Below are 23,399 nucleotides of genomic sequence, written 5' to 3'. Positions count from 1 at the left end.
TTTGAGAGAACGAAGTTCTTTCAGAAAAATAGTGTGGTGGCGATAGCCTGAAGGATACACCTGTTCCCATGCCGAACACAGAAGTTAAGCTTCAGCACGCCAAAAGTAGTTGGGGGATCGCCCCCTGCGAGGATAGGACGTTGCCACGCAAAGAAAAAAGACTTTAGCATTTAGCTAAGGTCTTTTTTGTTGTCCAATAATAAATAAAACCTCAATCACTTTGACTGGGGTTTTATTTGTATATAATAGTTGGTTGATTTTGTAATTGATGGACGTTCTTCCAGTTGATGGTCACACCAATTCCTGGTTTATTTGGGACGTCTATCATTCCATCATTAACGATAAGATCTTCATTAATAATATCTTGTTCGAAATAGCGACTACTGGCGGAAATATCTGCTGGAAATGAGTTTACGCCTAATTGAGCGGCTAAAGCTAAGTCAACAGAACGGCCTAAACCAGAAGCTAGCATTCCACCAATCCAAGGTAACTTATTATGAGATTGGATTTCATTAATGGCCTGCATTACTAAACTAATTCCACCAAGTTTACCTTGTTTTAGAGTGAAAGCATCAGCAGCATTAAATACTAAAGCCTTTTTAATAAAATTATAATCAGTAATGGTTTCATCCAGACTGATTTGAAGATTGGGTAATTGCTTTTGTAAGGTTGTATATTGAGATAAAGTACCATGTTGTAATGGTTCTTCAATTAAAGTTAAGCCATGATTAGCTAAAGATTGTAAATTAACGATGGTATCTTGATTTAAGGACCACGCACAGTTAGCATCCATTGAAACTAATTCAGTAGGAAAATTTTTCTTAATGTAGTTTAGTAAGTGCTTGCTAGTTTCCCAAACAGAAACTTTTAACTTTAAACGACGATAACCATTTTGCATAGCAATGTCAATTGCATGTTTAGTTTCAGTTAGTGAACCTTTACCAATTGCAATTCCAACTGGGACTTTGTTACGGTGATTTCCTAGCAAGTCAGCTAATGAACGATGTTTTGATTTACCATATGAATCCCAAAGTGCCATTTCCACACTCGCTCTAGCAAACGATGTTAGTTGATTAAGTTGAAAATTCAAATCGGTTGGCTGGTTAAATTCCAAACCAATCAAGTGAGGTAAAAGCAAGTTTAATTCTGCTAAGGCAATAGTCTGTGTTTGAGGAGCATAGTTATCGTCAGCAAACGCTTGAACTTCTCCATAACCCTTGATGCCGGAAGAGAGTTCAATCTCTACTAATGTGAGCGGACGATTTAAAGTAGTGCCATGATTGGTAACAAAAGGATGCTTTAATTTTAAATTTAAGGGAAATAACTTAATTTGTTTAATTTTCATCATTATTTTCCTTATTTAAGATACTAGTAAATTTATCTGGCTTTTCAAAATGAACATTATGGCCAGTATTAGGGATCGAAATGTGGTGTACATGAGGCAATAATTCTGTCATCTGGTTATTTAAATTAGTAAATTTTTTATCCAATTCCCCAGTAATTAGAGTAGTTGGTACTGCCATCGTAGCTAAAGATTTCCACCAATTTGGCATCATTCCCGTGCCAAAATAACGTAAGGAGTTAGCCATGTTAGTTGGATTATGCTGAATGCGTTGCTGATGCATAAAAACTTTAGCTGATTTACTCACATTTTGTTGGGAATTAAATAGGGGAATGGTTTCCCAATGATTAACAAAGGGAATTAAGCCATTTGCTTCAATCTGTTTAGCTTTTAATTCATCAGCTTGTTGCCGAGCAATTCTAGCATCAACATCGGCAATTCCAGCTGTCCCACTTTCTAAAAAGAGATGTTTAATTCGAGTTGGATTATCTATGGCAAATGATAATGCTAAGCGCGCTCCCATGGAATATCCAACTAGGTTAACCTGATCAATTTTTAAATTATCCAAGATTTTGACTAAATCAGTGATTTGATTTTGATATTCAAATCCCGTAGCAGGAACTTGCTTGTCGGTGGCGGTAAAACCATAGGTCGTGACATAAACACATGTTCCACGTGGAACAATTTTAGCAAAGTCGTTTTTACTGCCTAAGAAGCCATGAAGAAACAACCAAGTTGGTTTTCCTGTTCCAACCATTGAAATATCATAATTATATCCATTAATTTTCATGAGTCATGCTCTTCTTAATCTCATTCAAACGTTGATTATGAATAGTAACGTTGTGATCACGGGTATCCGTAATTTCAAGAATGCGTAATCCACTAAAAGGCGTCATGACAATTTTATGAAGTTCAGCAACACTAGTTAATTTCACATATTCAGCGTCGTATAAAGCGGCTACCTTATCAATGGCTAAATGCTGTGGAGTCCCAAACATTTCTTCGAAGTAGGGCTTATCAGCTTGGGGAAGAAATGAAAAGATTCCACCACCATCGTTATTAGTCACGATAATCGTTAAATTAGCGTGGGTTTGACTAGCAAGCATTAAACCGTTCATATCATGGTAGAAGGCTAAGTCGCCAATTACAAGCCAAGTTGGTTTTTGATTAATTGCCATCCCAGTAGCTGTCGAGATTGTTCCGTCAATTCCGTTAGCACCACGATTACCTAAAATTTTAAGTGAATGTTTTGGATTGAAATATTGATCAAAATCACGTACCGTCATGGAATTAGCTAAAAATAATTGGTTGTCCGTTGGTAGGTTAGCTAGTTCATCAGCAAGGCTAAGACTAGTTAACGCATTATCTGAAAAGTTACTGAGTTTAGCTTGAATTGGGTGCCAAATTTGTTGCCAGTAATTGACATTACCATTTCCGTCAGTATCTAAAAGCTGCTTCACCAATTGATTTTCGTCAACTGCATAACTAGCGCTCACAGAACGGGTATGATCTTGTCCAATGTAATTCATCCCAATTTGGATGACAGGAATATTATGTTCTTTTAGCCAAGGGAATAGTTTGGCTGAAACCGGGGTGCCACCAAAACGAAGCACGACGTCGGGAAGCATTTCATCATTAACCGCAGCGGCAGCCAATAACGCATCCATTCCCACAATGGTGTGATGTGTATTACGTAAATTGCTTAACACATCAGCAATGATTGGCGCATGTAGTTTATCAGCTAAATTTTCAAAAGCGACAGATGATAATGCTAAATCAGTGGGTCCGACAGCTATCATAATTTTTTTATTTTGTAATTGTTGGACTAATTTATCAAGACTTGGGGTATCTAATTTAACTATGAGTTTGCCAAAATCCTGGTGGCTGACGCTTGGCCATGCTAAACCTAGCTCCGGAACTAAGGGTTTGCGCAAAGGTAAATTAATTTGAACTGCCCCAAACGGTGCGGTTTGACTAAGGTGAGTTAGTTGCTGCACCTTATAATCGATGTATTCAGTTACGTCGGCATGTTGATCCTGGACTTCCAAGTTAATAGCTTCTTTAACCTCGTTTCCGTACATATTAAATTGACCAATGGTTTGTGGGGCACCAATCGCTTGTAATTCTTGGGGACGGTCAGTGGTGAGCACGATTAAAGGAACGTGATAACTTTTGGCTTCGGCAATTGCGGGAAGGTAATTAGCAGTCGCAGTTCCAGAGGTAGCTACTAAGGCAACCGGCTGGTTTGTATTTTTGGCAATCCCTAATCCAAGAAACGCTGCGGAACGTTCATCGACAGCCATTGTAAATTTCACATGGTGTTCTGCTAAGAGGAGCACGAGGGGAGTATTCCGTGAACCTGGGGAAATGACAAAGTGTTCCACTCCCTGAGCTTCGAGTGCTAAGATTAGATGTTTTAAATTATTGGTTAGTGGTTCGTTCATTGATTTGCTCCTTGATAATGTCTTTCATGACAGACATTTTTAAATTAATTTCGTGAGCTTCGTTTGGTAGATTAGAAGCAGCTAGAATCCCGGCGCCAGCAAAGAGATGAATTGTATTACCAGTTTGCCAAAGTGAGCGGATGCCGATGACAAATTCTCCGTCTCCGTTGGGTAAAAGATAGCCGATGGGGGCAGCAAATAGTCCGCGTGGTTTAATTTCAGTTTGCTTGATTTGGTTTAATGCCCAAGATAGGGGAATTCCACCTAAAGCTGGAGTGGGATGTAAAGCGTTAACTAAGTTTAAGATGCTTTCATTCTGGTTTAACGTTCCAGTGATTGGGGTGTAGAGATGTTGCACCTGGGGTGTTTTGAGGATTTCAGGAGTAGGTGGGTAACTTAAGTCAGCCAAATGTGCTATTTTAGTGGTAATTTCTTGAACGACTAATTCATGTTCATAAAGATTCTTGTTATCATGTTGTAATTCACGTGCTAAAGCTTGATCAGTTGCTTCGTTGCTACTTCGATTAATAGTGCCAGCAACTGCAGCAGTGGCAATTTGATTTTGCTGGAGTTTGATTAAACGTTCTGGAGTGGCAGAAACAAATAGCTCATCATAATCTTTAAGGACAAAGTGATACGAATTGGGCTGTTCTTTGATTAAAGTAGTAATTAAATTCGCTACATATAGCGGATGCTGTAAGTTTAACGTCTGCTGCATTCCCAGGACGACTTTTTGTTTAGTGGCATCATTTTGCATTTCGCGTAATGGAATTTCAGCTCGTTCAATCCAATTACTATCATTAATAGTAGAAACTAGTTTATTAAGGGATGATTTAGCTGGAATATTATGAAATTTTGGTAAGTTCCCCCATGATTGTTGGGTGCTTACATCAATTACGTATTGAGGAGCAATAAAATAACCGTTCATGATTTTGCTATCTAGATGTTGTTTATCAAATGGTAGACCACCAAAAACAGGAGTGGTTTGTTGTGCTTGCCAATTTTTGATTTCTTCTATAGAAGAAGATTGTAGAGCGGATGCTTTACCGAAACCAAAAAATTGATGTTGCTGATCAGGAGTAGCAAAGTAAATGGCGTGATCATATTGATTAAATTGTTGAATTAATGATTCAATATCTGATTTCATGATTCTCTTTCTTAAAACGTGATTTTAGTTTCCATACCCTTAATTATACGGGTTAATTTTTGATTTTCAGCTGATAACTAAGGCTTGGCAAAATTTTTTTGCAAAAAGAGCAAATTTATTAAACAAAAGTCTTGACCTTTTCTGACCAACGGAGTATAGTTATAAATGTTGAGAGGGACGTAGTCACTTTTAACTGAAAAAAACTTTTTAATTAAATTGCTGGAAAGTGTTGACACAATAGTCACTTCCGAGTAATATAGTTATTGTTCTGTTACGGCAGAACTTGAGTAGATCTTTGAAAACTGAACAAGATTTTGATTACAATAAAGTGTAAGGATAATTTTTAAACTTAGTTTAGAAATTAAACAATTGCAATGTCAATTTGCGAAAAAGTAATAAATAAGAGCTAGTAAAGTTCTCATTCTAAAATGAGAGTTTGATCCTGGCTCAGGACGAACGTTGGCGGCGTGCCTAATACATGCAAGTCGAACGAAGTCGCCTAATTGAAATGAGATGCTTGCATCAATTTGATTTTAGATCCGACTGAGTGGCGAACTGGTGAGTAACACGTGGGTAACCTGCCCAGAAGAAGGGGATAACACCTGGAAACAGATGCTAATACCGTATAACAACAAGAACCGCATGGTTCTTGTTTGAAAGCTGGCCTTTGTGCTAGTGCTTCTGGATGGACCCGCGGCGTATTAGCTAGTTGGTGAGATAATAGCTCACCAAGGCGATGATACGTAGCAGACCTGAGAGGGTAATCTGCCACAATGGGACTGAGACACGGCCCATACTCCTACGGGAGGCAGCAGTAGGGAATCTTCCACAATGGACGAAAGTCTGATGGAGCAACGCCGCGTGAGTGAAGAAGGGTTTCGGCTCGTAAAACTCTGTTGTTAGAGAAGAACGGCTGTGAGAGTAACTGCTCACGGTGTGACGGTATCTAACCAGAAAGTCACGGCTAACTACGTGCCAGCAGCCGCGGTAATACGTAGGTGGCAAACGTTGTCCGGATTTATTGGGCGTAAAGGGAGCGCAGGCGGTTTATTAAGTCTGATGTGAAAGCCTTCGGCTTAACCGGAGAAGTGCATCGGAAACTGATAAACTTGAGTGCAGAAAAGGATAGTGGAACTTCATGTGTAGCGGTGAAATGCGTAGATATATGAAGGAACACCAGTGGCGAAGGCGGCTATCTGGTCTGTAACTGACGCTGAGGCTCGAAAGCATGGGTAGCAAACAGGATTAGATACCCTGGTAGTCCATGCCGTAAACGATGAATGCTAGGTGTTGGGAGGTTTCCGCCTCTCAGTGCCGCAGCTAACGCATTAAGCATTCCGCCTGGGGAGTACGACCGCAAGGTTGAAACTCAAAGGAATTGACGGGGACCCGCACAAGCGGTGGAGCATGTGGTTTAATTCGATGCTACGCGAAGAACCTTACCAGGACTTGACATCTTCTGCCAATCTAAGAGATTAGACGTTCCCTTCGGGGACAGAATGACAGGTGGTGCATGGTTGTCGTCAGCTCGTGTCGTGAGATGTTGGGTTAAGTCCCGCAACGAGCGCAACCCTTGTCTTTAGTTGCCAGCATTAAGTTGGGCACTCTAGAGAGACTGCCGGTGATAAACCGGAGGAAGGTGGGGACGACGTCAAATCATCATGCCCCTTATGTCCTGGGCTACACACGTGCTACAATGGGCGATACAACGAGTTGCGAAACCGCGAGGTCAAGCTAATCTCTTAAAGTCGTTCTCAGTTCGGATTGCAGTCTGCAACTCGACTGCATGAAGTTGGAATCGCTAGTAATCGTGGATCAGCATGCCACGGTGAATACGTTCCCGGGTCTTGTACACACCGCCCGTCACACCATGAGAGTTTGTAACACCCAAAGTCGGTTGGATAACCTTTTAGGAGTCCGCCGCCTAAGGTGGGACAGATGATTAGGGTGAAGTCGTAACAAGGTAGCCGTAGGAGAACCTGCGGCTGGATCACCTCCTTTCTAAGGAATAATTCGGAACCTTACATTAATCAAAATCTTATTCAGTTTTGAGAGTTTCTACTCTCTTAATTTTGTTCTTTGAAAACTAGATAATATTATTTTCTGTAATAATTATATTTTTATATAATTGAACCGAGAAATAACCATTGTGTTATTTTTGAGTTTTTTAATTAGTTTTAATCGCTAAAACTCAATATAATTTATAATCCGTAGGATTATAGGTTAAGTTAATAAGGGCGCATGGTGAATGCCTTGGTACTAGGAGCCGATGAAGGACGCAACTAACTGCGATAAGCTTCGGGGAGCTGTACGTAAGCTTTGATCCGGAGATTTCCGAATGAGGAAACTCGACCAGTGTAATGGCTGGTCATTGCATAGTGAATACATAGCTATGCAAAGGCAGACGAGGGGAACTGAAACATCTAAGTACCCTCAGGAATATAAAGAAATTTCGATTCCCTAAGTAGCGGCGAGCGAACGGGGAATAGCCCAAACCGAACCCTTGTGGTTCGGGGTTGTAGGACTGAACATTTGAGTTACAAAAGTATTTGATAGTTGAATTAGCTGGGAAGCTAAGCCAAAGAGAGTGATAGCCTTGTAAGCGAAATCAAATACCCTCAGTTCAGGATCCTGAGTACGGCGACACACGTGAAACGTCGTCGGAATCTGGGAGGACCATCTCCCAAGGCTAAATACTACCTAGTGACCGATAGTGAACCAGTACCGTGAGGGAAAGGTGAAAAGCACCCCGGAAGGGGAGTGAAATAGTTCCTGCAACCATGTGCCTACAAGCAGTCAGAGTCCGTTAATGGATGATGGCGTGCCTTTTGTAGAATGAACCGGCGAGTTACAGTTGCATGCAAGGTTAAGCCGAAAAAGCGGAGCCGTAGCGAAAGCGAGTCTTAATAGGGCGTATTAGTATGTTGCCGTAGACCCGAAACCAGGTGATCTACCCATGTCCAGGATGAAAGTGCGGTAATACGCACCGGAGGTCCGAACCCGTGTACGTTGAAAAGTGCTGGGATGAGGTGTGGGTAGCGGTGAAATTCCAAACGAACTTGGAGATAGCTGGTTCTCTCCGAAATAGCTTTAGGGCTAGCCTCGGAATAAGAATCATGGAGGTAGAGCCACTGTTTGAGCAAGGGGTCCATCTAGGATTACTAAGTTCAGATAAACTCCGAATACCATTGATTTATGTCCGGGAGTCAGACTATGAGTGATAAGATCCATAGTCGAAAGGGGAACAGCCCAGACCGCCAGTTAAGGTCCCTAAATATATGCTAAGTGGAAAAGGAAGTGGAGTTGCATAGACAACTAGGATGTTGGCTCAGAAGCAGCCACCATTTAAAGAGTGCGTAATAGCTCACTAGTCGAGTGATTCTGCGCCGAAAATTTACCGGGGCTAAGCATATTACCGAGACTGCGGACGCAACTATGTTGCGTGATAGGAGAGCGTTCTAAGGGCAATGAAGGTAGACCGTAAGGACTGCTGGAGCGCTTAGAAGTGAGAATGCCGGTATGAGTAGCGAAAGATCAGTGAGAATCTGATCCACCGTATGACTAAGGTTTCCTGGGGAAGGCTCGTCCACCCAGGGTTAGTCGGGACCTAAGCCGAGGCTGAGAAGCGTAGGCGATGGATAACAGGTTGAGATTCCTGTACTAGTTAATTATGTTTGAACAACGGAGGGACGCAGTAGGCTAAGATATGCGCACTGTTGGATATGTGCGTTTAAATTGTAAGTCAGTTTGAGAGTCAAATGCTTTCAAGCGAGTTGACAAGCAATGATGAGGATCGAAATTTAAGTAGAGAAGTATCTGACGTCACACTGCCGAGAAAAGCTTCTAGTTAGTAATTAATTACCCGTACCGCAAACCGACACAGGTAGTCGAGGAGAGTATCCTCAGGTGAGCGAGAGAACTATCGTTAAGGAACTCGGCAAAATGACCCCGTAACTTCGGAAGAAGGGGTGCTGACCGCAAGGTCAGCCGCAGTGAAAAGACTCAAACGACTGTTTATCAAAAACACAGGTTTATGCAAAATCGTAAGATGAAGTATATGGGCTGACGCCTGCCCGGTGCTGGAAGGTTAAGTGGAAGTGTTAGCTTCAGCGAAGCACCGAAATGAAGCCCCAGTAAACGGCGGCCGTAACTATAACGGTCCTAAGGTAGCGAAATTCCTTGTCGGGTAAGTTCCGACCCGCACGAAAGGCGTAACGATTTGAGTACTGTCTCAACGATAGACTCGGTGAAATTAAGATACCTGTGAAGAAGCAGGTTACCCGCGACAGGACGGAAAGACCCCATGGAGCTTTACTGTAGCTTGATATTGGGTGTTTACATAACTTGTACAGGATAGGTAGGAGCCATAGAAGCCGGGACGCTAGTCTCGGTGGAGGCGTTAGTGGGATACTACCCTTGTTATGTGAACACTCTAACCCTGCGCACTGATCGTGCGCGGAGACAGTGTCTGGTTGGCAGTTTGACTGGGGCGGTCGCCTCCTAAATAGTAACGGAGGCGCTCAAAGGTTTGCTTAGAATGGTTGGAAATCATTCCTAAAGTGTAAAGGCAAAAGCAAGCTTGACTGCGAGACATACAGGTCGAGCAGGGACGAAAGTCGGACTTAGTGATCCGGTGGTACCGTATGGAAGGGCCATCGCTCAACGGATAAAAGCTACCCTGGGGATAACAGGCTTATCTCCCCCAAGAGTTCACATCGACGGGGAGGTTTGGCACCTCGATGTCGGCTCATCGCATCCTGGGGCTGTAGTTGGTCCCAAGGGTTGGGCTGTTCGCCCATTAAAGCGGTACGCGAGCTGGGTTCAGAACGTCGTGAGACAGTTCGGTCCCTATCCGTCGCGGGCGCAGGAAATTTGAGAGGAGCTGTCCCTAGTACGAGAGGACCGGGATGGACATACCGCTGGTGTATCAGTTGCGCCGCCAGGCGCATTGCTGAGTAGCTATGTATGGATGAGATAAACGCTGAAAGCATCTAAGTGTGAAACTCGCCTCAAGATGAGATTTCCCATTCCTTTATGGAAGTAAGACCCCTGAAAGATGATCAGGTAGATAGGTTAGAAGTGGAAGCGTAGTGATACGTGAAGCGGACTAATACTAATCGGTCGAGGACTTAACCAAGTATTTATATTATAGATACAATGGAAAATATCGGTAAGAAAATAATATTGTCTAGTTTTGAGAGAACAAAGTTCTTTCAGTTAAATAGTGTGGTGGCGATAGCCTGAAGGATACACCTGTTCCCATGCCGAACACAGAAGTTAAGCTTCAGCACGCCAAAAGTAGTTGGGGGATCGCCCCCTGCGAGGATAGGACGTTGCCACGCAAGTAAAAAGACTTTAGCAATTAGCTAAGGTCTTTTTTGTTGTCCATTTTTATATTTCTGTAATACAAATGTAATCAATCATAATCATAATTTAATACTTTTTTCACAACCAGTGTTAAACTTTAGTTAATACATAGTGATAATAGTTACAATTTACTATACATAAATTATATTGTTGAGGTGATTAATTTGTTCATAAAAGATGAAAAGAAACATTTTAAGATGTATAAAGCAGGTAAGAAATGGCTTGTTAGTGCAATTGCTACGGCAGTTGTTACCGTAGGAGGTTTTATTGGTGTTGATATTAATAGTAATGCCAATGCTGATACTGTTGAAGGTAATGAACCAACAGAAAAAGAAGCAATTAGTACAACCAATGATCCTACCAGTTCAACAGCAACTACAAATACCAATGCAAATGAACAACAAACGCAAACACAAGCATCACAAGATAACAATTCATCAGCAATTAAAGATGACAATATTGTTAATCTTGATACTAAACAACCAGCTGTTGTGCAAAATCAGCCAGCTCAAACTCAATCAACGAGTGTAACTAATCCTACACCAGTAACTGCTGATAATACTCAAGCAGCATCAACTATAACTGCAAATAATCAACAGACTATACAACCATCAATGAGACAAGCGATGATGCAACTTAATACTACTAATACCGGTGAAAATATTGAAGGTGTTACTGTTAGTGTTACAGATGCTAATCCTAATGCTGATGGTAGCTCTAATTACTGGCAAGATCCTAATGCTCAAGGCGACAATGCGACTGAATTTATAATTGGGTATTCTGGGGTTGCTAACAATAAAAGTACTACGAAAGTTACGGAAGTGGCATTTGCCACTGATCGTAGCGGTAATGGTAATTTATTTATCTATGAATTGGATGCTAATAATAACGTTGTAAATCATTATGAAATTGATAGACCAACTACACCAACTGATCCAAGTAATCCTGACAATACGTATAATTCTGTAAAATCAGTAACACCAGGAATGGAAGATGTAGTTTATAAAGATTTTATTGGTTATAATGCTAATTCTGAAACTGCTGGAGATGTTAGTTTTAGTTATGACTGGTTTAACAATGATAGAATTGCTAAAAAAAAATACTCCAACTTTAGGAATGGCCCGTTTTATGGTTCCTAGAAAAGTAACGCAAACGATTACTTATACTAATGTTGATACAAAACAAACAGTCGCAACTGAAACATTCACTGGATTAGCAGGACAGGACTTTAGCGTAACCGGTGCACCATTGAACCAAGCTGGTAATGCAAATTATCACGTTGTTCCAACAATTCCTGGAGACCAAAGTGGAATTGTATCACCTTTTGGATACGGATATACTTTTGAAGAACATTATGGCGATGGAACTACAATTAAATACACGGAAAATGCGGACGCTACTCAATTAACAGCATCATTATATAACCCAGACGGTACCCAAGAACAAGGATCATATACATTTGGACCAGGATATGAATATCAAGCACCAGCATCAAATGCACCATCAAATACTCCTGGTAAATATGATTGGCAAGTTACTAATAATGCTCCTGGTTCTTCAACTTATAACCCTAATAAAACTGCCAATGGACGTTATATTGTAGGACAAATTTATATTCCAGAAACTAAGAATATTAATTTTAATGTTGCTGAAAACGGTAGAACTATCCCGGTTGATGTTAATGGAAATCCAATTTCAAATGCAGATCAACCAGCTTATCAAACAGATCCTAACGATGAAACTAAAGTATTAAATCCAATTGTTCCAGCAGTTGATGGATATACTCCAATTGATTCCAACGGTAATATTCTAACTCCAGGACAATCTATTCCATTTTCTGATCCTGATGATCCAACTAAAAATACTAATGTAACTTATGTGGCAACTGATCAAACTACTACAGTTAAATATGTAAATACTGCTGATAACAGTCAACTTGGTGAAGATGATCCATATACTGTAAATCCTAACCAAAAACACGATGATACAACTAGCCAAGTTACTAATTGGGAAAACAAAGGTTATGAACTAGATACTAATGCTGGCGGTGATTCACAATTTCCAACCAATGGAGTTGATTGGAGTGCTAAATACGATGGACCTGTAACTGATACAGTTTACTTGAAACCAATCGTCAGAACTATCAAACCTAACGCACCAATCGATAACGGTACCACTAACATTGACGGAAACAGTAACTACCCAACATATCCAGCAACTGGCCTTACAGATGGCGATTTGAATAAGACAGTTACTAGAACGATTAATTATCAATATAAAGATGGTAGTCAAGCTTCTGACCCAGTTACTGAAACAGTGCAATACCAAAGAACAGCTACTTACAACGCTGCAACTAAAGTAATTGAATATGGTACTTGGACTGCCAATGGTACCAACGTTTGGGATGAAAAAGATTCCCCAGCAATTTCTGGCTATACTCCAGATAATGCATCTGAACCAGCTATTACTACTGACGGAACCACTCAAGATCAAACTGATACTGTAATTTACAGTCCTAATAATGAAACTGATACTATCACTTATACTGATACTACGGATCCAAATAACAAGATTCCTGAGGATACTATCAATGGTGATACTGGAACTTCAACTGGAACCACGGTTGCAGATCATATTAAAAATCTTCAAAACGAAGGATACGACGTTTCAACTAACCCAGTTCCAGATACATTCGGTACCAGTAATGAAAATTACAACATTAATGTAACTCATAAGATTGCTCAAGTAACTGAACCTGAAACCCCAGGAACTCCAATTGATCCAAACAATCCCGATGGTCCAAAATGGCCAGCCGGATTAGCTGAATCAGATTTGAGTAAGACCATCACTAGAACTATCCATTATCAATACGCTGATGGCAGCCAAGCTGAACCAGACGTTGTTCAAACGGTAACTTATACCAGAACTGCTGAAGTTGATGAAGTAACTGGCAAGGTAACTTATCATGATGATTACACATCAACTAATCCTGATTATGCTTCTGTAGATTCAGATAAGATTCAAGGTTATACAGCTGATCAAACCACAGTACCACAAGTTGAAACTACTAATACTGAAGGTAACACTGAAACAACAGTTATTTACAATGCTAACCCACAAGAAGACGACATTACTTATGTTGATCAAAATGATGGCGATAGCAAGATTGGTACAAATACGCTTAAAGGTGTAACTAACGGTTCTACTGGTACTACGGTTGCAGATCATATCAAAGAATTACAAAACCAAGGTTACGATTTGGTTGATAACCCTGTCCCTGCAACATTTGGCGACACTGATACTCCACAACCTTACCAAGTAACTTTGACTCATAGAACCACAACTATCACTCCAGATACTGTTGGAACTCCAGGTCAACCGATTGATGCAAACTACCCAGATGGACCTAAATATCCCGCTACTGGTATGAATGAATCAGACTTGAACAACACAGTTACAAGAACCATTCATTACAAATATGCGGATGGAACTACTGCGGCACCTGATAAGACTGAAAGTGTCCAATATGTTCGTAACGCTACGATTGATGAAGTAACTGGCAAGATTACTTATAGTGCTTGGATGACGAAAGATGGTCAAGTACCTTACGGAATTTTACCAAGTGTTGATTCTCCTGAAATTACTAATTACACACCAGATCAAGCAAAAGTTGATGAATTATCAACTCAAGGTGAAGAAACGGTTCCCGATGTAACTGTCGTTTACAACCATAATAAAGTGGTTGAAACTGTAAATTACGTTGATCAAGATGGCAACGGAACGTTAGCAACTAACACTTTGAACGGTTTAGCTGGTGACAAGAATGATTACAGCACGGCCGATGAAAAAGATGCGCTTGAAAAACAAGGTTATGAAGTTGTTTCTGATGGCTATCCAGCTGGTAGTAACTTCGATGGTACAGATACCACTTATCAAGTAACTTTGAAACATGCAATCAAGACGGTCACTCCAGATGATCCACAAAATGAAGGAACTATTATCCCTGGAACTGATCAAAAGTATCCAGCCGGAGTTTCTGAAAGTGATTTGAATAAGACTATTACAAGAACCATTCACTTCGTTGATAAAAACGGTAATCAACTCAAGCCAGACGAAACACAAACGGTAACTTATTCAAGAACCGCTGAAGTTGACGAAGTAACTGGTAAAGTTACTTACGGACCTTGGAATGTAAGTAATGGTTCAGCAAGTTATCCTGCTGCTCCAGCACCAGCAATTGCAGGTTATACTCCTAGTGTTGATAATATTGATGAAAATGATTTCACACCGGAATCTGCTGATTCAGACACAACCATTGTATACGACGCTGATGATGAATCAGCTACCGTAAATTATGTTGATGCCGATGACAATAACAAACCACTTGCTAGCGATACAATTAATGGTAAGAATGCTGAAAAAGCTGATTACAGTACTAAAGATGAATTAGCTGATCTTGGAACTAAGGGTTATGAAGTTGACGTCAACGGTTATCCAGCAGATGGATACACATTTACTAACGAACCTGACCAAACAATCACAGTAACTATGAAACACAAACATGTTACGGTTAATCCCGATGATCCCCAAACTGAAGGAACCATCATTCCAGGAACAGATCAAAAATTCCCAGCCGGTGTAACTGAAAGTGATTTGAATAAGACCATTACTCGGACAATTCATTTTGTTGATAAAAATGGTAACCAACTTAAACCAGACGAAACGCAAACGGTAACTTACACCAGAACTGCATCAGTTGATGAAGTAACTGGTCAAGTTACTTACAGTGATTGGGGTGTGAGTTCCGGGATCGAAAACAATCCAGCTACTCCAGCACCAACGATTGCAGGATACACTCCAAGCGTTGACAATATTGATGAAAATGACTTTAAACCTGATGATTCAGACTCAGAAACTACCATAGTTTACGATGCTGATAATGAATCAGCTACTGTAAATTACGTTGACGGCGATGAAAACAACAAACCACTTGCTAGCGATATTATCAATGGTAAGAATACTGAAAAAGCTGATTACAGTACTAAAGATGAAATTAGTGATCTTGGTGCGAAAGGTTATGAAGTTTCAGTTAATGGTTATCCAGCAGATGGATATACGTTTACTAACGATCCTAACCAAACCATCACTGTTACTATGAAACACAAGCTTACGACCGTTACTCCTTCTGATCCACAAACTGCAGGAACTACGATTCCAGAAACAGATCAAAAATTCCCAGCTGGTGTGACTGAAAATGATTTGAGTCAAACGATTACTCGGACAATTCACTTTGTTGATAAGAACGGTAACCAACTCAAACCAGATGAAACCCAAACAGTCACTTACAACAGAACTGCTACAGTTGATGATGTTACGGGTCAAGTAACTTATACACCATGGACTGTTGCTGCTGGTCAAGATACTTACGATTCACAACCAACCCCAAATGACATTCCTGGATACAAACCAAGTGTCGAAACTATTGATGGAGTTGGATTCAATCCTGGTGATCAAGATTCAAATACCACCATTGTTTATGACAATGATAACGAATCAGCTACTGTAAATTACGTTGATGGTGATAACGGAAACAGCGTGCTACAAAGCGACAAGATTAACGGTAAGTATCAAGAAAAAGCAGATTACAGTACAGCTGACGAAATTTCTGCCTTAGGTAAAAAAGGTTACGAAGTTTCAGTCAATGGATATCCAGCCGATGGGTACACATTTACGAATGAACCTAACCAAACCCTTACAGTCACTATGAAACACAAGATTGCCACTGTTACTCCTGCTGATCCACAAGCTGAAGGAACCATTATTCCAGGAACCGATCAACAATACCCAGCTGGTTTGACTGAAAGTGATTTGAGTCAAACGATTACCCGGACAATCCACTTTGTTGATAAGAATGGTAACCAACTCAAACCAGATGAAACCCAAACAGTTACTTACAACAGAACTGCTTCAGTTGACGAAGTTACTGGTCAAGTAACTTATACCCCTTGGAATGTTGTTGCTGGTCAAGATACTTATGCATCAGAACCAACACCAGATGACATTCCAGGCTACAAACCAAGTGATGATACGATTGACGGAATTGGTTTCAATCCTGACGATCAAGATTCAAATACCATCATTGTTTACGACCATGATAATGAATCAGCTAAAGTAACTTATGTTGATGTTGACGATGGCAATAAGGTTTTACAAAGTGATAATCTTAATGGTCAATATACCGAAAAGGCGGACTACAGTCCTGCGGATGAAATTTCTGCTTTGGAAAAGAAGGGTTACGCGGTTGATGTTAATGGCTATCCAGCAGATGGATACACGTTTACTAATGATCCTGATCAATCAATCACAATTACGATGAAACATAAAATTGATACCATCACACCATCTGATCCACAAGCTGCTGGAACTACCATTCCTGGGACAGATCAACAATACCCAGCTGGTTTGACTGAAAGTGATTTGAGTCAAACAATCACACGGACCATTCACTTTGTTGACAAGAACGGTAAGCAACTTAAACCAGATGAAGTTCAATCAGTTACTTACAACAGAACTGCTACTGTTGATGAAGTTACTGGCCAAGTAACTTACACACCTTGGAATGTTGCTGCTGGTCAAGATCTTTACGGATCACAACCAACTCCAAATGATATTCCGGGCTACAAACCAAGTGTTGATACGATTGATGGAATTGGTTTCAATATTGGTGATCAAGATTCCAATACTACCATTGTTTACGACAATGATAATGAATCAGCCACAGTAAACTATGTTGATGGTGATAACGGTAACAGCATGTTACAAAGTGACACTATCAATGGTAATTCCGGTGCCAAAGCCGATTACAGCACGACTGATGAAATCTCTGCTTTGGAAAAGAAAGGTTATGAAGTTTCAGTTAATGGTTATCCAGCAGATGGTTACACATTTACGAATGATCCTAACCAAAGCATTACGGTCACGATGAAACACAAACTTGATACCATCACTGCTGCTGATCCTCAAACTGCTGGAACTATCATTCCAGGAACCGATCAACAATTCCCAGCTGGGTTAAGCGAAAGTGATTTAACTCAAACCGTTCCTGTAACTGTTCATTTCGTTGATCCAGACGGTCATGAAATTGCACCTTCAGTAACACAAGAAGTTAAATACACGAGAACTGCCACAGTTGATGAAGTAACTGGTAAAGTTACTTACGGAGATTGGGTTCCAGTTAATGGAAATGACATTTCGGTAATTTCACCTGACGTGACTGGTTACATTACGCCTGAAAATCCTACTGAAGTAAGTGTTACACCTTACACTAGTCCAATGAACGTTAACGTGGTTTACCAACCACGAATTGAACATGCTAAGGTAACTTACATTGATGATACAACTGGGAAAACAATCACTGTTGACTCAATTCAAGGAGCTTTTGGAAGTGAAATCAGTCAAGCTGAAGTTGATCAACTCAAGAGTGAAGGCTATGATATTGTAAGTGATAACGTTCCTGCTAAATTTGGTAGTGACGATAATCAAGCTTATGAAGTTCATTTAGTTCACAGAACTGTGACAACTAATGCTACTAAGACAGTTACGAGAACCATTCATTTTGTCGATGCAAATGGTAAGACGCTTGCACCAGATGTTGTGGAACAAGTTGAATTTACTCGGACTGTAACCACTGATCAAGTAACTGGTGAAGTGGTTTACGGACCATGGGTAGCAGTTGGAGATGCCACCTTTAATGGAATGACACTCTCTGACATCAATGGTTTGGTTCCAAACATCGCAGCTATTGCCGCAATGACGGTTACTGGTGATGCTGAAGATTCTGAAATTAGTGTTATCTACAGTGAACCAGTTGTTCCTGCTCAACCAACTCCAACAGAACCAGCACCAACGGTACCTGCAAAACAACCAGCTACTCCAGCTGAACCACAACCAGTTGCAGCTAAACCGGTTGTTAAGGCAGCACCAGCTAAGACTAGTCCAACTCCAGCCCAACCACAAAATAAAGTTAATGCTTTGCCAGATACTGGTGAAAGTCATCAACAAGGACTTTTGGCTATCCTTGGAGCAGTACTTCTTGGATTCTTAGGTTTGTTTGGCTTCAAACGCAAACATGAATAATTTTTACGAAAAAGAACCGATTTTTGGTTCTTTTTTGTTTTGGATAAAATTCCAATGTTATAATAATCACAAGGGGGAAATACATATGAAGATTATTGCTTATGGTGTACGTAAGGATGAAGAACCCTATTTCAAACAATGGGAAACATCACATCCTGAAATTGAAGTTAAAGAAGAAACTAAATTATTAGATGATAGTACGGTTGATGAAGCTCAGGGATTTGATGGGGTGGTTGCCTTTCAACAAAAACCCTATACTGCAGCAATTTTAGATAAATTAGGTAGTTTTGGCGTGAAAGCCTTATCACTTCGAAACGTTGGGGTTGATAATGTGGACGCGGATGCCTTAAAGAAAAACGATATCAAACTTTCCAATGTACCAGCCTATTCTCCAGCAGCAATTGCTGAATTTGCGGTAACGGAAATGATGCGTTTATTACGGAATACGAAAAAGTATGAAGACAAAGGTCGTCACGGTAATTTAACTTGGGCTCCTGAAATCGCCGAAGAAATGAACCAACAAACGGTTGGAGTTTACGCTACTGGTCGTATTGGTCGCCAAGTAGTTAAAATCGTGCAAGGTTTCGGTGCCAAAGTAATTGCTTATGATCCATACCCAAATCCTGAATTACAAAAAGAAGGGATTTACGTTGATACACCGGAAGAACTTTATGCTAATTCAGACATTTTGACTTTACATGCTCCTGCATTGAAGGAAAACGATCACATGATTAATGACGAAACCATTGCTCAAATGAAAGATGGAATCAGAATTATCAATGCTGCCCGTGGTTCATTGATTGATACCGATGCTTTGATTCGTGGACTAGACAGCCATAAAATTGCTGGTGCTGCTCTTGATGTTTACGAAAATGAAGTTGGTATTTTCAATGTTGATTTCGGTAGCTTTGACAAGATTCCGGATGCTCGCCTTAAGAATTTGATGGAACGAGACAATGTATTGATTTCTCCACATATTGCTTTCTATACGAAGGTAGCTGTGAAAAACATGGTGGAAATTTCAATGACTGCCAATGTTGATTTAATTAACAAAGGTACCTCAGATGTTCAAGTAAAAATGTAATAATAAAAATCCTATGAAAATTTCATAGGATTTTTTTGTACATATTGATGATAAACTGGTAAAATTTAACTTTACACGGTGTGAAATTTAGTTTATTTGTATTATAATTACTTTAACATAATATTTAGTTTAATTTATTAGGGGACAATTATATGAAATTGATTAATAGACTGATTTTATCGTTACTAATTATCGTTAATTTAATTATTTTTGCGTTAGATAAGTTGCAAATCATGGCGATTGCTCCAGAAATTAACTACATAACAATTGGAATGCTTTTATTTTTCTTGATTATTGTATACATAGATTACATGGAAAATTGACTGGGCGAAAGGAGATTGCCATGAAGATTAAGAAACAAAGTGATGGCAATTTTCATTTTGATTTAAACCTAATTGATTTAGAAATTTGGAATAAGGTTAGCAAAATGATGGCCCCGCACTGTAATGTTTACCAGTTTTTAAATGGCTTTATGAAGACCATTTACGCTGATGGTTTTACCGGTGTTCCTTCAAATAAAATCATGATTCCAGTTGGACTACATGAAGGATATAATATTCCTGAATTTTATATTTTGTATTTGATGGCTTACCGAACAGGTGATAAAAAGTCACAGAAGTATTTTAATGATTTATTTAGTAAATACCGCGCCGAACACCTGAAATTATTAATAAATCTTAAATTTATTAAATAACAAGCGTCGATAACTGACTTTTGATTTTTATAATGCTAGAATCAAGTCAATTCATAGAGGAGGAATTGGTTATGTCAGAACAAACTAAAGAAGAAAAAGCAGTTTCAGAAATTGCTGAAATTATTAACAAACTTGATGAAGCAGTAGCTAAGGATAATACTGATACTACTGAAGGCCACAAAGTACGTGCTTGGTTTGAAGAACACCGTGCACTCCACGAAATCAAACGGACCCTTCATGAAGTAGGTAAGATTGATAAGTATGATGAAGAAGGTTACAACCACTTCGTCAAAGATTACGAAAAAGTCTTAAAAGATTTAGATGATTAATTAAAAATAGAAAAAAGACCTCATTGAGGTCTTTTTTAGTGCTTTAAATTGAGTTCAAACCCAATTCGATGAGGATCAAGCGTAGTATCAACTAAGATTTGGCCACGTTTTATAAATCCAAGCGAAGTTGCGATGTGTTGCATTCGTTGGTTAACTTTATGAGTATCAATCCTGAAATTGTAAATGCCGTGGTCAGTCGCTTTTGAAATCAATGTGATAATAAAAATCCGTGCTAAATTTAGACCCTTGAAGTCAGGTGAAATCGCAATCCGGTGAATGGTACCATATGCTTCATGGTCGTTTTGCCAATGACCTTCAGTAATGACAGCATAAGTTGGCTCTGGATCAGTTGTCATTACTGCATAGCCAGCAACTTGGTCATTCACAACGAGGACGTTACCAATATTATTCTTGATATCAGCTTCAATCGTATTGGTATTCGGATAGCCTTCTTGCCATTGCGGATTACCATCAGCTTTGAGGAGGGCTTTTGCTTGAGTGATAATTTGCATAATCGCAGCTAAATCAGTAAGGTTTGCTTTGCGAACGTAGATTGAATTCATAATTTTTCTCCAGGTTTCTTCTATAAATAATTTGTCTTTCATTGTAAGCTAAAAATGAAATTTATGGTACATAATCTTTTAGATAAGGTACGTAAACGCTATTTATTGTGATCAATTTATAGTAAGATTGAAGTAAATAAACAAGGAGATTTTTAATTATGGATGCACATTCAAAGAAAAAAGAACTTAAAAAGTTAATCAAAGACCAAGAAAAATTCCAAACAGAAGGTTCAGATAAGTTTGATGCTAAACATTTAGCAAACTACGAAGAACGTTTGGACATCGTGGAAAAGTTAATTGCAAACGAAGAACAAACTAATGTTTTACGTTCAGAACGAGTTGACGAACCCCGCGGCGACAAAGAACGTGGAATGGATGAAAATCGTCACGTTGATGACAAGATGAATGACTTAGGTCAAGCACACCGTCGTTTAATGGACAAATTACTTCCATTAGAAAACATCTTTGATAAATAATTTATGATAGCAAAAAAGACCTCGATTGAGGTCTTTTTTATTTGGTTATTTTTTGGCAACGTGTGAATGTTTAATTCCGTAAGTGAAGTAGATGATAATTCCAATGATGAACCAGATTAACATCAACATTTTGGCGTCAGTTCCTAGTGATAGGAAGATGTAGCCACAGAATAATGCGGATACTCCAGGAAGAACGGGGTAAAGTGGCATTTTGAATTTCGGATTGGGTAAATCTTTTCCTTCACGGGGACGTAAAGCATAGATTCCCAATGATACAGCGATGAAGGCAATCAAAGTTCCCCCTGATACTAGGTTTGCAAGGAAAGTGAATGGAAACATTGATCCAACGATTAAAGCTGCCACTGTAACAGTAATGATGGCGTTTCCGGGAAGGTGACGTTTGTTAATGTGACCTTCAAATTGAGGAAGGAGTCCATCACGACCAAATGAGTAAAGTAAACGAGAACAGGCGAGCATCAAACCAATGATTCCGGCGAAAATTCCGATAATCACGATGATTGAAAGAATGTTAGCGGTAACCACGTGACCTGAATGACGTAAAGCCCAGGCAGCTGGTTCGGCGTTATTAGCGAAATTGGTGTATTTGAACATTCCCACTAAGACTAAAGAAACTAACACGAATAAAGTTGTTCCAATGATTAAAGTTCCGATGATTCCACGTGGCATACTCTTTTCGGGATTCTTAGTTTCAGAAGTGTTTGAAGCAAGGGCATCAAAACCAACGTAAGCTAAGAAAATTTCAGCAGTTCCGGCCATGATTCCGCTGAAACCACCAAAAGTAGTTCCTGGTTTAGCGGCAGGAATAAATGGAACGTAGTTTGCATAATGAATAGCAGTGGCACCGACAATTACGAAAAGTAACACACCGATGACTTTTAGAATTGTAAGTGTGTTTTCGATTCGACTGGTACCTTTCATACCGTGCATCAAAAGGTATCCAACAAATAGGATGGCAGCAGCGGCAAAGATATCAACTACGCCACCAGTTTTCGGATTGAATCCACTCGATAGGTAGGCGGGAATATGAATCCCTAAACTACGCAAGAATCCTTGAAAGTAGGCTGACCAACCAGAGGAAACGAAAGCCACAGCGATAAAATATTCAGCGAGCAATGCCCAACCGACTAACCAACCGATGAAATCACCGAATAACACACTCATCCATGAGAAAGGCTGATCCAGCATATGGAAGGACTGAAGCAGTTTCAGCATAAGCAAAGGCTGCGAGTCCGGCACCAATTCCACCCATGATAAAGGAAAGGGCCACCGCTGGACCAGTATGCTCAGAGGCTACGACTCCAGGTAAAGTGAAAATGGCAGCACCGATGATAATTCCGACCCCTAAACCAAGTAAATCCTTCGTAGTCAAAGTTGGTTCTAACTTTGAATCCTTCGTTTCATAGAAGGTTGGATCTTCTTTGGTGAAGAGTCGTTGTAACAGTTTCTTCATATTATAATTCCCCCAAAATAAAACCAGCTAAACAGTGATGTCTACCTGGCTTCGTTTTAAGAAAGCAGAATTCACGATTATGAGTTCTTCTCCCTTTTAATAAGTTACTTACATTTAATCACTAAATTAGATAGTGGTCAATTGATAAAGATAAATAACCATTTATATAGTAGAAAAAAGTAATTTAAAAAAAGTTCGTATTTTTCAAACAAAACTCTTGACCTTTTCTGACCAACAGAGTATAGTTATAAATGTTGAGAGGGACGTAGTCACTTTTAACTGAAAAAATTTTTTAATTAAATTGCTAGAAAGTGTTGACACAACAGTCACTTCCGAGTAATATAGT

General features: G+C 39.7%; 12 protein-coding genes, 4 rRNA genes and 1 pseudogene. 11 read left to right on the top strand and 6 right to left on the bottom strand.

Going from position 1 to position 23,399, the window contains the following annotated elements; genetic code table 11:
- Positions 1–32: 32 nt before the first annotated feature.
- Positions 33–149: ribosomal RNA gene (gene rrf / locus ACQW5G_RS03545) — 5S ribosomal RNA — on the top strand.
- An 83-nt stretch (positions 150–232) separates the two neighbouring features.
- Here the strand turns inward: rrf (ACQW5G_RS03545) and menC are convergent.
- The 4 genes from menC to ACQW5G_RS03525 are packed head-to-tail and all read right to left on the bottom strand — an operon-like array spanning position 233 to position 4,933.
- A complete protein-coding gene (gene menC / locus ACQW5G_RS03540; RefSeq protein ID WP_429971690.1) occupies positions 233–1,345 on the bottom strand; it encodes an o-succinylbenzoate synthase in 1,113 nt (370 codons plus the stop codon).
- Entirely contained in the window at positions 1,335–2,132 is a 798-nt protein-coding gene (gene menH / locus ACQW5G_RS03535) for a 2-succinyl-6-hydroxy-2,4-cyclohexadiene-1-carboxylate synthase (protein WP_429971689.1), read from the bottom strand. Before menH ends, menC begins: the two co-directional genes overlap by 11 nt.
- Entirely contained in the window at positions 2,122–3,786 is a 1,665-nt protein-coding gene (gene menD, locus ACQW5G_RS03530) for a 2-succinyl-5-enolpyruvyl-6-hydroxy-3-cyclohexene-1-carboxylic-acid synthase (protein ID WP_429971688.1), read from the bottom strand. The genes menH and menD overlap by 11 nt, the downstream gene beginning before the upstream one ends.
- Positions 3,764–4,933 carry an isochorismate synthase gene (locus tag ACQW5G_RS03525; RefSeq protein WP_429971687.1) on the bottom strand — a complete coding sequence of 390 codons (1,170 nt, stop codon included), beginning with the start codon at positions 4,931–4,933 and terminating at the stop codon, positions 3,764–3,766. The genes menD and ACQW5G_RS03525 overlap by 23 nt, the downstream gene beginning before the upstream one ends.
- Positions 4,934–5,357: 424 nt before the next feature.
- Here ACQW5G_RS03525 and ACQW5G_RS03520 point away from each other — a divergent pair.
- From ACQW5G_RS03520 to ACQW5G_RS03480, 9 genes are all read left to right on the top strand, one after another.
- Positions 5,358–6,934 (top strand): 16S ribosomal RNA (locus tag ACQW5G_RS03520).
- 220 nt (positions 6,935–7,154) lie between these two features.
- Positions 7,155–10,070, top strand: a 23S ribosomal RNA gene (locus ACQW5G_RS03515).
- A gap of 88 nt (positions 10,071–10,158) precedes the next feature.
- A 5S ribosomal RNA gene (gene rrf, locus ACQW5G_RS03510) occupies positions 10,159–10,275 on the top strand.
- The 16S, 23S and 5S rRNA genes sit together here, the layout of an rRNA operon.
- Before the next feature lie 189 nt (positions 10,276–10,464).
- Positions 10,465–11,439, top strand: coding sequence for a KxYKxGKxW signal peptide domain-containing protein (locus ACQW5G_RS03505; protein ID WP_429971686.1), 975 nt, complete (start codon positions 10,465–10,467; stop codon positions 11,437–11,439).
- On the top strand, positions 11,363–18,436 hold the full coding sequence (locus ACQW5G_RS03500; protein ID WP_429971685.1) for a mucin-binding protein: 7,074 nt from the start codon (positions 11,363–11,365) through the stop codon (positions 18,434–18,436). The genes ACQW5G_RS03505 and ACQW5G_RS03500 overlap by 77 nt, the downstream gene beginning before the upstream one ends.
- Positions 18,437–18,521: 85 nt before the next feature.
- A complete protein-coding gene (locus ACQW5G_RS03495; RefSeq protein WP_429971684.1) occupies positions 18,522–19,520 on the top strand; it encodes a D-2-hydroxyacid dehydrogenase in 999 nt (332 codons plus the stop codon).
- Between the two features lie 152 nt (positions 19,521–19,672).
- The gene (locus tag ACQW5G_RS03490; protein ID WP_429971683.1) at positions 19,673–19,843 is read left to right on the top strand and encodes a hypothetical protein; all 171 of its coding nucleotides are present in this window, start codon (positions 19,673–19,675) and stop codon (positions 19,841–19,843) included.
- Between the two features lie 20 nt (positions 19,844–19,863).
- Entirely contained in the window at positions 19,864–20,214 is a 351-nt protein-coding gene (locus ACQW5G_RS03485) for a hypothetical protein (RefSeq protein ID WP_429971682.1), read from the top strand.
- Between the two features lie 71 nt (positions 20,215–20,285).
- Complete coding sequence (locus ACQW5G_RS03480) at positions 20,286–20,543, top strand: hypothetical protein (RefSeq protein ID WP_429971681.1); 258 nt, start codon at positions 20,286–20,288, stop codon at positions 20,541–20,543.
- Between the two features lie 35 nt (positions 20,544–20,578).
- On the opposite strand, the gene ACQW5G_RS03475 is transcribed toward ACQW5G_RS03480, so the two are convergent.
- Positions 20,579–21,106: an N-acetyltransferase family protein gene (locus ACQW5G_RS03475; RefSeq protein ID WP_429971680.1), complete on the bottom strand. Its 528-nt coding sequence runs from the start codon at positions 21,104–21,106 to the stop codon at positions 20,579–20,581.
- Between the two features lie 158 nt (positions 21,107–21,264).
- On the opposite strand from ACQW5G_RS03475, the gene ACQW5G_RS03470 reads away from it, so the two are divergent.
- A complete protein-coding gene (locus tag ACQW5G_RS03470; RefSeq protein WP_429971679.1) occupies positions 21,265–21,582 on the top strand; it encodes a hypothetical protein in 318 nt (105 codons plus the stop codon).
- Between the two features lie 45 nt (positions 21,583–21,627).
- Here the strand turns inward: ACQW5G_RS03470 and ACQW5G_RS03465 are convergent.
- A pseudogene (locus ACQW5G_RS03465) lies at positions 21,628–23,053 on the bottom strand (APC family permease).
- Positions 23,054–23,399 lie beyond the last annotated feature (346 nt).

It is taken from the genome of Fructilactobacillus sp. Tb1 (assembly GCF_050500285.1).
Classification (GTDB): Bacteria; Bacillota; Bacilli; order Lactobacillales; family Lactobacillaceae; genus Fructilactobacillus.
The sequence above is the reverse complement of the archived record's forward strand: the minus strand, read 5'-3'. Positions and strand labels throughout refer to the sequence as shown.

Bases quoted from the DNA above. Each gene is read 5' to 3' on its own strand.
- ACQW5G_RS03485 (WP_429971682.1), top strand. From the start codon at position 19,864: ATGAAGATTAAGAAACAAAGTGATGGCAATTTTCATTTTGATTTAAAC.
- ACQW5G_RS03475 (WP_429971680.1), bottom strand. From the start codon at position 21,106: ATGAATTCAATCTACGTTCGCAAAGCAAACCTTACTGATTTAGCTGCG.
- ACQW5G_RS03525 (WP_429971687.1), bottom strand. From the start codon at position 4,933: ATGAAATCAGATATTGAATCATTAATTCAACAATTTAATCAATATGAT.
- menH (WP_429971689.1), bottom strand. From the start codon at position 2,132: ATGAAAATTAATGGATATAATTATGATATTTCAATGGTTGGAACAGGA.
- ACQW5G_RS03470 (WP_429971679.1), top strand. From the start codon at position 21,265: ATGGATGCACATTCAAAGAAAAAAGAACTTAAAAAGTTAATCAAAGAC.
- ACQW5G_RS03480 (WP_429971681.1), top strand. From the start codon at position 20,286: ATGTCAGAACAAACTAAAGAAGAAAAAGCAGTTTCAGAAATTGCTGAA.
- ACQW5G_RS03500 (WP_429971685.1), top strand. From the start codon at position 11,363: ATGACTGGTTTAACAATGATAGAATTGCTAAAAAAAAATACTCCAACT.
- menD (WP_429971688.1), bottom strand. From the start codon at position 3,786: ATGAACGAACCACTAACCAATAATTTAAAACATCTAATCTTAGCACTC.
- ACQW5G_RS03490 (WP_429971683.1), top strand. From the start codon at position 19,673: ATGAAATTGATTAATAGACTGATTTTATCGTTACTAATTATCGTTAAT.
- ACQW5G_RS03495 (WP_429971684.1), top strand. From the start codon at position 18,522: ATGAAGATTATTGCTTATGGTGTACGTAAGGATGAAGAACCCTATTTC.
- menC (WP_429971690.1), bottom strand. From the start codon at position 1,345: ATGAAAATTAAACAAATTAAGTTATTTCCCTTAAATTTAAAATTAAAG.